This window comes from Pseudomonas sp. MF6394, assembly GCF_002018845.1.
Lineage (GTDB): Bacteria > Pseudomonadota > Gammaproteobacteria > Pseudomonadales > Pseudomonadaceae > Aquipseudomonas > Aquipseudomonas lactis.
Genome location: NZ_MVOJ01000021.1, coordinates 1 through 14,637, shown reverse-complemented (window position 1 = coordinate 14,637; position 14,637 = coordinate 1). Strand labels below are relative to the sequence as shown.

11 protein-coding genes are annotated in these 14,637 nt (G+C 60.6%); 10 read left to right on the top strand and 1 reads right to left on the bottom strand.

From position 1 onward, the window contains the following. Nucleotides 1-201 precede the first annotated feature (201 nt). The 10 genes from MF6394_RS20390 (at nt 202) to MF6394_RS20345 (ending at nt 13,865) form a co-directional block, all read left to right on the top strand. Nucleotides 202-1,200, top strand: a complete 999-nt coding sequence (locus MF6394_RS20390; RefSeq protein WP_078467404.1) for an alpha/beta fold hydrolase — start codon at nt 202-204, stop codon at nt 1,198-1,200. 294 nt (nt 1,201-1,494) lie between these two features. Then, nucleotides 1,495-2,775, top strand: coding sequence for an alkane 1-monooxygenase (locus MF6394_RS20385; RefSeq protein ID WP_078467403.1), 1,281 nt, complete (start codon nt 1,495-1,497; stop codon nt 2,773-2,775). 125 nt (nt 2,776-2,900) lie between these two features. After that, on the top strand, nt 2,901-3,395 hold the full coding sequence (gene praA / locus MF6394_RS20380) for an alkane oxidation protein activator PraA (RefSeq protein ID WP_032892163.1): 495 nt from the start codon (nt 2,901-2,903) through the stop codon (nt 3,393-3,395). Between the two features lie 134 nt (nt 3,396-3,529). Further along, nucleotides 3,530-4,024, top strand: a complete 495-nt coding sequence (praB, locus tag MF6394_RS20375) for an alkane oxidation protein activator PraB (protein ID WP_003190764.1) — start codon at nt 3,530-3,532, stop codon at nt 4,022-4,024. A gap of 132 nt (nt 4,025-4,156) precedes the next feature. Next, on the top strand, nt 4,157-5,614 hold the full coding sequence (locus tag MF6394_RS20370; protein ID WP_003190765.1) for an outer membrane protein transport protein: 1,458 nt from the start codon (nt 4,157-4,159) through the stop codon (nt 5,612-5,614). A gap of 262 nt (nt 5,615-5,876) precedes the next feature. Beyond that, on the top strand, nt 5,877-8,387 hold the full coding sequence (locus tag MF6394_RS20365) for an acyl-CoA dehydrogenase (RefSeq protein WP_078467402.1): 2,511 nt from the start codon (nt 5,877-5,879) through the stop codon (nt 8,385-8,387). Between the two features lie 210 nt (nt 8,388-8,597). Continuing rightward, nucleotides 8,598-9,941, top strand: coding sequence for a 3-oxoacyl-ACP reductase (locus MF6394_RS20360; RefSeq protein ID WP_069558245.1), 1,344 nt, complete (start codon nt 8,598-8,600; stop codon nt 9,939-9,941). Nucleotides 9,942-9,944: 3 nt separating this feature from the next. Then, nucleotides 9,945-10,835, top strand: a complete 891-nt coding sequence (locus MF6394_RS20355) for a MaoC family dehydratase (protein WP_078467401.1) — start codon at nt 9,945-9,947, stop codon at nt 10,833-10,835. Beyond that, on the top strand, nt 10,832-12,130 hold the full coding sequence (locus tag MF6394_RS20350; protein ID WP_078467400.1) for an acetyl-CoA C-acetyltransferase: 1,299 nt from the start codon (nt 10,832-10,834) through the stop codon (nt 12,128-12,130). The genes MF6394_RS20355 and MF6394_RS20350 overlap by 4 nt, the downstream gene beginning before the upstream one ends. A gap of 31 nt (nt 12,131-12,161) precedes the next feature. Further along, a complete protein-coding gene (locus MF6394_RS20345) occupies nt 12,162-13,865 on the top strand; it encodes an AMP-binding protein (protein WP_069558248.1) in 1,704 nt (567 codons plus the stop codon). Nucleotides 13,866-13,884: 19 nt separating this feature from the next. Here the strand turns inward: MF6394_RS20345 and MF6394_RS20340 are convergent, their stop codons facing one another. After that, nucleotides 13,885-14,535: a M10 family metallopeptidase C-terminal domain-containing protein gene (locus MF6394_RS20340; protein ID WP_238597306.1), complete on the bottom strand. Its 651-nt coding sequence runs from the start codon at nt 14,533-14,535 to the stop codon at nt 13,885-13,887. Nucleotides 14,536-14,637: the final 102 nt, after the last annotated feature.

Below are 14,637 nucleotides of genomic sequence, written 5' to 3'. Positions count from 1 at the left end.
AAATTGAATTATTTATTTTAAAAAAGATTTTAAATAATCTACCTGAAAAATTCGCCTACGCTAGGGCCTTGTTGCGCATGAGCGATTTGTCCGACGGACGAACGTGGTATGCATGAAGTCTAGGTCCAGGGTGTGGACGATGGCTGAGGCCAGGCTAATTCCGGTCGGGTCGCCAGCAGCAGGGAAGCAGAGGACCGAGCTATGGCTGTGGAGTGGGTTGTCGCTGCGGGTGTGCTGGTGGGCGCCAGCGCGGTGTTATGGGGCTTGAGTGCCTGGATGACGCGGCGCATTGAAGCGACCGTGCCGATCAACGGGCGCTTCGTCGAGGTGGATGGCGAGCGCTTTCATTATGTCGAAGAGGGCAAGGGCCCGCCGCTGGTGATGATTCACGGGCTGATGGGCAGTAGTCGCAACCTGACCTATGCCTTGTCCGGCCAGTTGCGTGAGCATTTTCGCGTCATCAGCCTCGACCGGCCGGGCTCAGGCTATTCCACCCGGCGCAGCGGCACGCCAGCAGACTTGCCGGCCCAGGCGCGACAAATCGCGGCCTTTATCAAGACGCTGGACCTGGACAAGCCGCTGGTGCTGGGGCACTCCCTGGGCGGCGCGATTGCCCTGGCGCTGGCCCTCGACCATCCCCATGCGGTGTCTGGGTTGGTGCTGGTTGCGCCCTTGACTCACCCCCAGCGCATGCTGCCGCTGGTGTTCCTGTCTCTGGCCGTGCGCCCGGCCTGGCTGCGGCGCTGGGTGGCCCACACCTTGACCCTGCCCATCGGCCTGCTGACCAAAGACTCAGTGGTGAAGGGCGTGTTCGCCCCGGACCCTGCGCCGCCAGACTTCGCCAGCCGTGGCGGCGGCTTGTTGGGCATGCGCCCCGACAACTTCTACGCCGCGTCCACCGAGATCAACCGGGTCAATGATCACCTGCCGGACATGGTCAAGCGCTACCCCCAACTGACCCTGCCCATCGGCCTGATCTACGGTGGGCAAGACAAGGTGCTCGACTTCCAGAAACACGGCCAAGCCCTGGCCAGCAAGGTGCCAGGGCTGAAAATGCAGGTGATCGAAGGCCGCGGGCATATGTTGCCGATCACCGCCTCCGAGCGCGTGGCGGCGCTGGTGGAGCAGGTGGCCAAGCGGGTTCGACCCAGTGAAAACGTCAGACCGTTACAGCCATCTGTAGCCTTGGCGAGCAAATAACGGTGCTACTCGACTGCGGTTCATTAGCGTTGACGCCTGCCCTGAATACCTGACCCAATGGCTGAAAAGAGACTGCTCGGTCACGGAAAAAAGGGCTGGAGAAACTAGTTGACGACCTAACGATTCCGCGCTATTTATTTAAAAAAATATTTCAATGTGTAATTTGAAATTATTTTTGAAATGCCTAAGAGCGAATAAAATAATGAAAAAAACGCCTTTTATCGCATGCATGATTTTTCGCAGCAGTCAGCGCATCGCTGTCGCATTGCCTACCGAATGTGTTCGGAGGCTGCCATGAACCAGACGCTGGCAGCTCCGCATGTCTGGGCCGACGGCAAACGCCACCTGTGGTGGCTCGGCATCATGCCGCTGGCCACTCCCTTACTCTCTGGCGCCCTTGCCATCACCACAGGCGTGCAACAACTGTGGTGGGTGGGCGTGCTGGTGATCTTCGGCTTGATCCCGCTGATTGACGGCCTGCTCGGCGAAGACGTCAGCAACCCGCCTGAATCTGCGGTCAGCCACCTTGAATCCCAACGCTACTACCGCTGGATCGTCTACACCGGCGTGCTGTTTGTGATTGCCTCGGTGATCATCACCGGTTGGCTCGCCGCAGGCGGCATCGACTGGATCATCAACGGCGGCCTGTTGCACGCCACGGCCACCCTGGAACCCTCAAGCTGGCTGGCCAAGACCGCCGCGTTCATCACCGCACGCACTGAACTTCACGGTGAAATCAGCTGGTTGACCTATGTGGGCATGGCCATGTCCACCGGTGCCGCCACCGGCATTGCCATCAACACCGCCCATGAGCTGGGGCACAAACCCAAGCCCCTGGAAGTGTTCCTGGCCAAGGTTACTCTGGCGCCGACCTTCTACGGGCACTTCTACACCGAACATAACCGTGGCCATCATGTACGGGTCGCCACCCCGGAAGATCCTGCCAGCTCGCGCCTCGGTGAAAGTTTCTGGGCATTCCTGCCGCGTTCGGTGTGGTTCAGCGCCGTGTCTGCCTGGAACCTGGAGCGCGAACGCCTGCGCAAACTCGGCCTGCCGGCGCTGCACTGGAAGAACGCCGTGCTCAGCGCCTGGATGTACAGCGTGGTGTTGTGGGGCGCGATGATTGCCTGGCTGGGGGCGGCGGTAATTCCGTTCTTGATTATCCAGGGCATCTACGGGTTCTCGTTGTTGGAAGTGGTGAACTACGTCGAACATTACGGTCTCAAGCGCCAGAAGTTGCCCAATGGCCGTTATGAACGCTGCTCGCCGCGTCACTCGTGGAACAGTAATCGCATTGTCACCAATATCTTTCTGTTCCAGTTGCAACGGCACTCCGATCACCATGCCAACCCCACGCGCAGTTATCAGTCGCTGCGTCATTTTGATGAGTCACCGCAACTTCCGTATGGCTACGCCAGCATGATTGTCTGGGCTTATGTGCCGTATTTGTGGCGGCGTCGAATGGACCATCGCGTACTGAATCACTATGCCGGCGATATCAACCTGACCAATCTTCAACCGTCAAAACGCTTGAAGTACCTGGAAAAGTACAGCGGTAGTGCCAAGCCGTTTTGAGATGAAGTAAGCCTTCAGGGTGTACTCGGGATCTGTGTATCGCGCAGGTTCTGATCGCCCGGAGTATTGAGTGCAAGCACCTGGTTTGACCCTACAACAATAATTTCAAGGGAAGGACGTACACCATGCAAAGTTCTGCCAAGTTCACCGCCCACATCTTCTTGGCGGCCATGGGCCTGATTGTGTATCACCAGGCCCAGGCTGCGCGTATCGAACCCGCGGGCAGTGCCTTCACTGCCCAGGGGCCTATCAGTTTTTCCAAAGGCAAGCTCATCAGTGCCGATTGCACCATCAAGGTGGCCGGCAAGGTTGCAGCCGATGGTTCGTCGGTGAATGTGGACAAGGTCGAGTTCGACGGTGGCCTCAAGTGCAGTCGCGTCGAAGCTATCAACTTGCCTTGGGTGTTAATCGCCAAAGACACAAAAAGTGGCTCCATGTCGAAGATCAGCGTGGATGTGCATGCCTTCGGCCTCGGCGGCAAGTGCGGGCCTTCGACGGCCGACGGTACTTGGGATAACGCCACTGGCAAGTTGGAAGCCAGCGATGTGGCGATTGGCGAAGACTGCAAGATCAAGACGGTGTCGATCAAGATGCCAACCAACTTCAAAGTTGTCGAATAACGCGTTCCGACTGTTGCAGCGGTAAATACATTGAAATTTGGCTGGAAAGGGAAGTTCTGCAGTTTCACCGTGACCTCTCGATCATGGCCATTACCCCTGGCGAAATGAATCGCCATAACATGTGAGGAAAAACAATGAAAAGCTTGAAAACTCTCGTGTCGCTCTCTGCCTTGGCTGTTTGCATGGGTGCTGCTTCCATGGCCAATGCCTACAGCATCACGCCGGTTAATTCGAACTTTACGGCGCCTGGCACTATTTCGGTGAAGTCACCGTCGTCCTATCAGGCCACCGTTAACTGCACCGCCAACTTTACCGGCAACGTCGACGCCACTGGGGTGGCCAAGATCACCGGGGTGACGGTGAGCGGTAGCGGCCTTTGCGCATTGCCAAAAATCACTGGGTTGCCATGGACATTGACCGCCACCGGCCCAGCGGCAGGTTCGGTCGCCAATGTCGGCTATACCATCGCCTCTTCGGTTCTGTACCCAGCCTCTAACTGTGGCCCATCGACCATCACCGTGGGCTACAGCGGTGGGGTGCTGACGGCGGCCAACCAAGGGCTCAGCGGCAGCTGCACCGTGGTGAGCTTGAGCGTGACCCCAAGCCCAACCTTCACCATCGTGCCTTGATGGCCGGTCGGAACACTGGGTTGATCACCTGCTGAAAGACTGGCGCCTTTACCGGGCGCCAGTTCAGGCAGTGCCGGGCAGCAAGACGAACGGGCGAGGCCGGTTCACAGGGATAACAAAAAGGAGTGCCGCATGAATAATAAGAAACAACACGTGCAGGTTTTGCTGGGGCTGGCGTTAATGGGAGGGGTAACCGCCTTCATCGCGCCTGCACAGGCTGGCGGTTTTTCAACCCCGACCTACGGCGCACCTGGTTGGGGCAGGGCGTTTGCCGGCGGCTCGTTGTTCAAGAACGACCCGAGCTCGGCTTACAACAACCCGGCCGCCATGGCGTTTGTCGAACACAATGTTGCGCAATTCACGGTCGACTATGCGCGCATCAAGATCAAGTACAAGGGCAGTGCCTCGGATTACGCCGGCAACCCGATTTCCAGTACGCCGTTGGACGAGAACGGTTTTCCCGATGGCGCCGCAACCGCTGTCAATAACAACGACGGTGGCCAGGGCGGCTTCACGGCCTGGCTGCCCACCGGCTTCATGGTAATGCCCTTGGGCGACCGGTTTGCCTTCGGCTTGAGCCAAGTGGTGCCACAGGGCATGCGCTCCACTTGGAATGAAGACTCCAAACTGCGCGACTTTGCCGTGGATACCAAAATCGAAACCGTCGGGCTGACGGGCTCGCTGTCGTTTAAAGTCAACGACCAGTTCTCCGTGGGGGGCGGCATGATCGTGCAGCACAGCAAGGGCTTCGTCAGCCAGAACGTCGACCTGTTGTCCGCTGCGGCAGTGTCGGACTCCGAGCTTGGCGGGATCAACTTCCCCTCAGACGTGGGCCATGCGCTGATGCGGGTCAAGGTCGACAATATTTCCACTGGCTGGTTTGCCGGCGTGGTGTGGAAGCCCACCGAGCGCGACACCTTGGGCCTGAACTACCACGCCAAGATCAAAAACAAGATGACGGGTAAGTACAACCTGTACGCCGATCAGTTTTCCTACAACCTCATGACTCAGCCCAGCCCATTCGGGGGCACCGGTACGTTGGTCAACACCGCCTACCCTGGCCTGGAATTGGCGCCCAACGGTGCGCATGCAAAGGTTCAACTGGATATTCCTGCCACGGCGGGCCTGGATTGGGTGCATCAGTTCAACGATCGCCTGACCCTGGGTGCCAGCGTCACCTGGACCGAATGGTCGTCGTTCAAGGACCTGACCCTCGACTCCGGCGACATGCGCATTGTCTCCATTCCCTACAACTACAAAAACACCTGGATGTACTCCCTGGGTGGTGACTACCGTGCGACCGATGAACTGACCTTGCGTGCCGGCGTGGCTATCGACCAGACGCCTACACGTAACTCCACCCGCGATCCACGCATCCCCGATGGTGATCGTACGTTCCTTTCGCTGGGGGCTGGCTACGATGTGAAGGCGGTCAAGGGCCTGAGCCTGGATGTGGCCTATTCCCATCAGTTCGTGCAGAAGGTCAATCTCAAGACCAAGAACATCGACCGGCTGGGCGGCGCAAGCCTGGATGGCAAGGCCGAGTCTTCCGGTGATGTGGTCAGTTTGTCAGCGACCTATGCGTTCTGACGGGGCCTGAGGACGATGGCGGAGGGCGGCAAGCGCATCTTGCAGCCTTCCTCCGAGCTGCGTCTTTCTACAGGGCGGTGATCTATGTCGGTGAGGACAGGTTGAGGCATTCAGCCGTGTTTTTTTTGGCTTAACGATTAAATAAAAATTTCAAAACAAAATTTGAATTTGCTCTTTGAAGTTTGTAGTGTGGTTTTCAGCCGCAGTTCATATCGAGCTGCCCACGCGTTTGCCACGCCCCGAATCAAGTAGAGGTATCCCCATGCTTATCTGGTTATTGGTGGGTCTCGCCGCCGCGATTGCCCTGGCGTATCGACAAGCCGCCGCCACCTTGTGGCTGGGCGCTGGCCTGGTCTGGTTGGCGGCGGGTTACCTGTTCAACGTGGTGGCCGTGCCGGGCATGACCCTGGCGGCAGTGCTGGTGGTGCTGCCCGCCTTGGTGATGGCGGTCAAACCGCTGCGTCGCAAGCTGCTGACCGCCAAGGCCCTGGGCCTGTTTCGTACGATCATGCCGGCGATGTCCGACACCGAGCGTGCGGCCATCGAGTCCGGCACCGTGTGGTGGGATGCCGAGCTGTTCAGCGGCAAACCCAACTGGCAGCGCCTGCTGCAAGCCGCGCCGGCCAGCCTGAGCGCCGAGGAGCAAGCCTTCCTCGACAACGAAGTCGAAACCCTGTGCGACATCGCCAACGACTGGGAAACCACACAAGTCTGGCAGGACATGTCCCCCGAGGGCTGGCAGTACACCAAGGAGGCCGGGTTCCTCGGCATGATCATTCCCAAGCAGTACGGCGGCAAAGGTTTCTCCCACTACGCCCATTCCCAAGTGGTGATGAAGCTGTCGACACGCTGCTCGGCGGCAGCGATTTCGGTGATGGTTCCCAACTCCCTGGGCCCGGCCGAGCTGTTGCTGCATTACGGCACCGACGCCCAGCGCAACTACTACCTGCCGCGCCTGGCACGCGGTGACGACATCCCCTGTTTCGCCTTGACCAGCCCGTATGCGGGCTCCGATGCCGGCGCGATCCCCGACCTGGGCATCGTCTGCAAAGGTATGCATGAGGGCGAGGAAGTACTGGGTTTCAAAGTGACCTGGGACAAGCGTTACATCACCCTCGGCCCGATTGCCACGGTGCTGGGCCTGGCGTTCCGCGCCGAAGACCCGCAGGGCCTGCTTGGCGCGCCAGGTTCCCTGGGCATTACCTGTGCGTTGATCCCCACGTCCCACCCGGGCGTAAACAGTGGCCGGCGTCATTGGCCGTTGAATGCGGTCTTCCAGAACGGCCCAACCACCGGCAAGGATGTGTTCATCCCCTTGGAGTGGGTGATCGGTGGTCGCGAACAAATCGGCAACGGCTGGCGCATGTTGATGGAATGCCTGGCGGCAGGCAGGGCAATTTCCCTGCCTTCGGCCAACGTCGGCCTGGGTAAAGTGGCGGTACGCGGTACCACCGCCTATGCGGCGATGCGCAAGCAATTCGGCCTGCCCATCGGCAAGTTCGAAGGTGTGCAGGCGCCATTGGCGCGTATGGCCGGGCATCTGTATGCGTGTGATGCGGTGCGCAAGGTGTCGGTGGCGTCCCTGGATGCTGGCGAGAAACCCTCGGTGATCTCGGCCATTGCCAAGTACCACGTCACCGAGCGGGCGCGGATCATCGTCAACGACGGCATGGACATCGTCGCCGGCAAAGGCATCTGCATGGGCCCCAATAACTTCCTCGCCCGTGCCTACCAGCAAAGCCCCATCGCCATTACGGTGGAGGGCGCGAACATCATGACCCGATGCCTGATCATCTTTGGCCAGGGCTTGATTCGTTGCCATCCCTACGTGTTCCGCGAGATGGAGGCGGCGCACAACCCCGACCGGCGCAAGGCCCTGGAAGACTTCGACAGCGCAATGTTTGGCCATGTGAGTTTTGTCGTGGCCAACACCGTACGCGCAGCGGTGCATGCCGTGACCGGCGGGCGCCTGATTGCGGCCCCGGCCAAGACCGACCCGGCGCTGGCTGCCTACTATCGCCAGGCCAATCGGCTGTCGGTGGTGCTGGCGCTGATCTCGGATATCTCCATGGGCGTGCTGGGCGGTGCCCTCAAGCGCAAGGAAAGTATTACCGGGCGCCTGGGGGATATTTTGTCGCAGCTGTACATCCTGTCTTGCGTGCTCAAGCGCTTCGAGGATGACGGCAGGCCCCAGGCGGACTTGCCGCTGGTGCACTGGGCGGCCCAGGACGCGTTGCTGCGCGCCCATGAAGCCTTGGCCGAAGTGCTCGACAACTACCCCTCAAAACCCGCTGCAGCGGTGGTGCGCACGTTGAGTTTTCCGTTTGGCATCCCGCTGCGCAAACCATCGGACCGGCTGTTGGCACAGGTGGCGCAGGTGGTGCAGACCCCTGGCGAGACCCGCGACCGTTTGCTGGCCAATTCCTACATCCCGCGTCCGGAAGTCGACAAGCTGGCCTACGGCGAATTGGGTTTCCGTTTGTTGCCCCAAGTGGAGTTGATCGAGGCGCGGCTCAAACCCGCCATCAAGCAAGGTCTGCTCGGCCCGCTGCCGATTGCTGCCACGGCCTTTACCGATTGGCGCGTCAAGGCGCGGGCGCTGGATTTGATCAGCGACGACGAAGACGCCTTGCTGGCGCGCTATGTGGAATACGCCGACCACGGTATCCAGGTGGATGACTTCCCCCAGGACTTTGGTTTGCTGGAGGCCCTGCAGCAGCGTAAGCAGGCGCTCGAGCCGGTGGCCAAACGGCGCAGCGTCCCGGTCAATTAATAGAAACCCGGCCCCCACGTGGGAACTGGATTGCCCTAACTGTAGGAGCGAGCTTGCTCGCGAAAAACTCACAGGCGCCGCGTTCATTCAGGCAGCCCGCGTTATCGTTGACGTTTTTCGCGAGCAAGCTCGCTCCTACAGAGGGTAATCCAGTTCCCCACATTTGATCGGGTTTACCAGCCAAGAACTGTGTTGTGAGTGAAACCCTCTATGAGTGACAGCTACCTTTCGTTCGTCAATTCCCCCTGGGGCCGGCGCCTGGCCCAGGCCGTTGGCTTGCCGCAACCCTTGGCACTGCAACGGCATCGCAGCGGCCAGGCCGGCCTGGCTAACCCGGTGATCATCGCCGGGGCAGGGCGCCTGGTGGCCTCGGTGCAGCGCCTCTTCAGCGCCACTGATACCGTCGCCGCGACCCCGGCGACGCTCAAGGCGCCGTCCACGGTCAAGGTGCAAGGCGCGGTGTTCGATGCCAGCGGGGTGGCCGACCTGCAACAGCTGGATGAGCTCTACCTGTTCTTTCACAGCAATGCCAAACGCCTGGGCCAGCATGGCCGGGTGGTCGTACTGGGCACCGCGCCCGAACATTGCCACAACTTGCCCCAGGCCATCGCCCAACGTGCCCTTGAGGGCTTGGTGCGGTCGCTGGCCAAGGAGCTGCGCCGGGCGATCACCGTGCAATTGCTGTACGTGGCGCCGGGCGCGGAAGACGCGCTGGACAGCAGCCTGGGGTTTTTCCTGTCGCGCCGCTCCGCCTATGTCTCGGGGCAAGTGGTGCGCCTGGAAAAACCGGTCGATGGCCACGCCGCCGTCAACTGGGACAAACCCTTTGCCGGCAAACGCGCCCTGGTCACCGGCGCCTCCCGTGGCATCGGCCTGGCAATTGCCCAGGTGCTGGCGCGCGACGGTGCCCATGTGGTGTGTGTGGACGTGCCCCAGGCCCAGCAAGCCTTGCAGCAGGCGGCGACCAGCGTGGGCGGTTCGGCGTTGCCCCTGGATATTACCGCCGCCGACACCGTCTCACTGTTGCAAACCCACGTCAGCCAATACGGCGCCTTTGATGTGGTGGTGCACAACGCCGGGATCACCCGCGACAAGACCATCGCCAAAATGACCGAGGCCGCCTGGCGCAGTGTGCTGGCGGTCAATCTCGAAGCGCCGTGGCAGCTCAGTGAGGCCTTGCTCGACAGTCAGGGTTTGAACCCTGGTGGACGCATTGTGTGCGTGTCGTCGATTTCCGGTATCGCCGGCAACCTGGGGCAGAGCAACTACGCCACGTCCAAGGCCGGGGTGATCGGCCTGGTACAGGGCCTGGCGCCGCGTGCGGCCGCCCGGCAGGTCACGGTCAACGCGGTGGCGCCTGGCTTTATCGAAACGCAGATGACCGCGAAGATCCCGCTGATGATCCGCGAAGCGGGGCGGCGCATGAATTCATTGTCCCAGGGCGGCCAACCCATCGACGTGGCCGAGACCATCGCCTGGCTGGCCCATCCGGCGTCGGGTGGGGTCAATGGCCAGGTGGTGCGGGTGTGCGGCCAAAGCCTGTTGGGAGCCTGACCGATGGACTACGTGACGCAGATTATCGACCCACCGCCGTCGCGCACGCAGTTGTTGCTCGACGGCCTGCGCGCCTTGCGCAAACCCAAGTTCGACGGTGCGCCGCCATTGCCCACCGCACGCCTGGTGCGCAGCGCGGTGGAGCTTTCGCCGGCCGGTATCGCCGCTTACGCACGGGCGTGTGGCTTTCGTCGCGAGCAGGGCGTGCCATTGTCCTATCCCCATGTGCTGGCGTTCCCACTGCACCTGATGCTGCTGACCCGGCCAAGCTTCCCGTACCCGGCCAGCGGCATGGTGCACCTGGCCAATCGTATTCGTCAGCACCAGCGCCTGCACGAGGGCCAGGCGCTGCGCCTGGAGGTGTATTGCGAGCGCTGGGTGGCCCATCCGAAAGGGCAGGCCTTGAGCATCGCCACCCGTGCCTACAGCCAGGAATCCCTGGTGTGGGAAAGCGACAGTCTGTACTTGCGCCGTGATGTCAGTGACCCGGTGGGTGAACCCTGGAATGACCCTCTGCCGCTGCAGGAAGACGGCCTGTTACGCACCCAGCGCTGGGTACTGCCCGCCGACCTGGGGCGACGCTTTGCCAAGGTCTCGGGGGATTTCAATCCCATTCACACGTCGGTCATCGGTGCCAGGCTGTTCGGCTTTCGTCGCGCCATCGCCCATGGCATGTGGACCCTGGGCCGCGCATTGGCAGCGCAACAACCACCCGGCGGCATGGACCAGGCCGAGGCCCATTGCGACTTCAAATTGCCGATCTTCCTGCCCGGCCAGGTTGCCCTGTGGGGCCACCCCGTGAGCGGCCCACGGCGCGAGTTCGAAGTGCGCAATCTCGCCGGGGACAAGCCCCATATGCGCGGGCTATTCATTTGCAAAGAGAGCCAGCAATGAGCGACCACAGTTTTACCCCAGCCCCGACCCGCCGCGTGGCGATTATCGGCGGCAACCGTATTCCCTTTGCGCGCTCCAACACGGTGTATGCCCACGACAGTAACCAGGACCTGCTGGTCGCCGCCCTGCAAGGGTTGGTGGAGCGCTACAACCTGCACGGCCAGCGCCTGGGTGAGTTTGCCGCTGGGGCGGTGATCAAGCATTCGCGGGATTTCAACCTGGCCCGCGAGGCGCTGTTGTCCACCACGCTTTCCCCGCAAACCCCTGCCTATGATGTACAACAAGCCTGTGGTACTGGCCTTGAAGCCGCGCTGCTGGTGGCGAATAAAATCGCCCTCGGCCAGATCGACGTGGGCGTTGCCGGTGGTGCCGACACTACTTCCGACGCGCCCATTGGCATCAACGAATCCTTGCGCCATACCTTGCTTGCGGCTAATCGCGCCAAACGCCTGGGCGACAAGCTCAAAACCTTGTTGAAAGTACGCCCATCGATGCTGTTCAAACCGTTGCTGCCGCGTAATGGCGAACCGCGCACCGGGCTGTCCATGGGCGAGCATTGCGAAGAAATGGCCAAGCGTTGGCAGATCAAGCGCCTGGCCCAGGACGAGCTGACCCTCACCAGCCACCAGCGCCTGGATGCGGCTTATAAACGCGGCTTCTTCGACGACCTGATCAGCCCCCATCGCGGCTTGGCCCGTGACAACAACCTGCGTGCCGATATCAGCCTCGAAAAGCTCGCAGGCTTGTCGCCGGCCTTCGACCGCCAGAACGGCACGCTGACCGCCGGCAACTCCACGCCCTTGACCGATGGCGCCTCGGTGGTGCTGCTGGCCAGTGAAGAATGGGCCGCCGCCAATGGCTGGCCGGTGTTGGCCTACTTGCGCACCGGCGAAACGGCTGCGGTGAATTTTGTCGACGGCACCGAGGGCCTGCTGATGGCGCCGGCTTACGCCGTGCCACGCATGCTTGCACGTGAAGGCTTGAGCTTTGCCGACTTTGATTTCTTCGAGATCCACGAAGCGTTCGCCGCCCAGGTACTGTGCACGCTCAAGGCTTGGGAAGACCCGCAGTATTGCCGCGAGCGACTCGGATTGAGCGCCCCCCTGGGCGCCATCGACCGCGCCAAGATGAACGTCAACGGCGGCTCACTGGGCTGCGGTCATCCCTTTGCGGCCACAGGTGGCCGGCAACTGGCGGCGCTGGCCAAGGCCATCCACGAACGCGGTGGCGGTCGCGGCCTGATCTCGATCTGTGCGGCGGGTGGGTTGGGCATCACCGCCATCGTCGAAAAGTAGCGCTATCAAAAACAACAATAAGGACACTGCCATGAACGCTATCAGCCTGGAACACACCGAACGCATCTGGTTGAACACTTACCTGCCCGGCGTGCCGGCGGACATTGAGGCCGGGATCGAGGACTACCCCTCGCTGCGCGAAGTGTTCCTGGAGCACCTGGAAAAATTCCGTGAGCGGGTCGCCTACGTCAGCATCGGCACCGAAATGACCTACGCCGATTGGCGCACCCAAGGCATTGCCTTTGCCGCCTGGTTGCAGGGCCAGGGCGTGAAGAAGGGCGATCGCGTGGCCCTGATGATGCCCAACTGCTTGCAGTACCCGATCTGCCTGCTGGGCACGATCCTGGCCGGGGCGGTGGTGGTCAACGTCAACCCGTTGTACACCGCCCACGAACTCAAGCACCTGCTCAAGGACAGTGGCGCCGAAACCGTGGTGATCTTCGAAAATTTCGCGCATACCCTGGAAAAAGCCATGGTGGGCAGCAGCGTCAAGCGTGTGGTGGTCGCGGCCATTGGCGACTTGCTGGGTACCTTCAAGGGCGCGGCGATGAACTTCATTCTGCGCAGCGTGCAGAAGCAGGTGCCGGCCTTCAGGCTGCCCGGCTCGCTGCGTTTCAACCAGGTGCTCAAACAGGGCAGGGCCATGCACCATTTGCCGGTCAGCCTGGGCCGCGAAGAACTGGCCTTTTTGCAATACACCGGCGGCACCACCGGCGATGCCAAGGGCGTGATGCTCAGCCATCGCAACATCATTGCCAACCTGCTGCAAGCCAAGGCTTGGGTCGGTGACCAGTTAAACCAGCACAAGCAGGAAACCAACGTGACCTTGCTGCCGCTGTACCACATCTTCTCCCTGACGGTGAACTGCCTGATGTTCATGTGCCTGGGCGGGCGTAATATCCTCATCGCCAACCCTCGGGACGTGAAGCGCGTGCAGATGATCCTGCGCAAGGAACGCTTCAATGGCATCGCCGGGGTGAACACGCTGTTCAATGGCTTGCTGGAAAACAAGGCGTTCTGTGCACGGGACTTTTCCGACCTGCGCCTGGTGATTGCTGGCGGCATGGCCACCCACACCGCCGTGGCCAAGCGCTGGAAGGAAGTGACCGGGCTGCCGATCATCGAAGGCTACGGGCTGACCGAGTGCTCGCCCGTGGTGAGCATCAGCCCCATTGATATTTCGCGCATGCGCGAGATGGAATTCACCGGCAGCATTGGTGTGCCGTTGCCCTCTACCTGGGTGCGTTTTATACGTGAAGACGGCGAACTGGCGGACATCGGCGAGCAGGGCGAGTTGCAAGTACGCGGCCCGCAAGTGATGCAGGGCTACTGGCAACGGCCGAAGGAAACCGCCGAGGTGCTGGATGCCGAGGGCTGGCTGTCCACCGGTGATATCGGCGTGATGGACGCACGCGGGTATATTCGCCTGGTGGACCGCAAGAAAGACATGATCCTGGTCTCGGGTTTCAACGTGTACCCCAATGAAATCGAGGACGTGGTGGCCATGCACCCTGGAGTTGCCGAAGTGGCGGCCATTGGTGTGGAAGATGCGGTGAGCGGGGAGAAGGTCAAGATCATCGTCGTGCGCAAGGACCCGAACCTGACACAGGAGCAGATTCTTGCGCACTGCCGAGAGTACCTCACGGGGTACAAGCTGCCTAAGTATGTGGAGTTTCGCACTACGGAATTGCCCAAGACTACGGTGGGCAAGGTGCTGCGCCGGGCCTTGCGTTGATGCTGTCCACCCTGAACGATCAGAGGTAACCGTCATCCTGGATGTTCAGCCCAATAACGTCTTCGCTGCTGATTGGCCGGGTACTTTTGATCAAAAAATCGGTCTTCCCGTCGCCTGTCAAATCAACGCCCAGGAAGTACCTGCCGGTGGCCGGGTTGTGCACGATGATCGTGTCGCCGGGCTGGTTGCGGTACTGATTGACATAGTTGAGTTTGACGTGAGCGTTTTCGCTCATTGTTCTCAAATCAATCTTGTCTTTGCCTGTGGTGAAGTCCGTGAGGAGGTCAGCGTTATTGCGTGGAGAATCGCAGGAAAAATGGTAGCTGAAGGTATTGAAACCGCCATTACCGGTCAGATGATCCGCGCCTGCACCACCGATCAGGATGTTATCGGCGCTATTTCCGCTGATACGGTCGTTGCCCTTGCCACCTATGGCGTTTTCGATAAGGGTTTCCGGGGTAATAAACACATTATCGTGCTGGCCACCTACGCTGGAGCGAGTGCCGGGTGTTAAATCGATCCGTTGGTCTTGATAGAAGCCAGAGAAATCCAAGGTATCGTTGCCTTCTCGGTCGTACACGTTGAACTGAGGTTTGTCGCAGGCAGAGGTGAGGGTTGTACCGGGGCGTCCGGTATTTGCATTGAAACCATAGACCTGTCTCTTATCCACATTTGACGCTGCCGACGAATTGAAAGTGGTCAGTTGCCGGGGCGGCCGTAGCCATCACAAAAACAAACACGCACCAAGCCACACCAACTCGAGAAACCACAA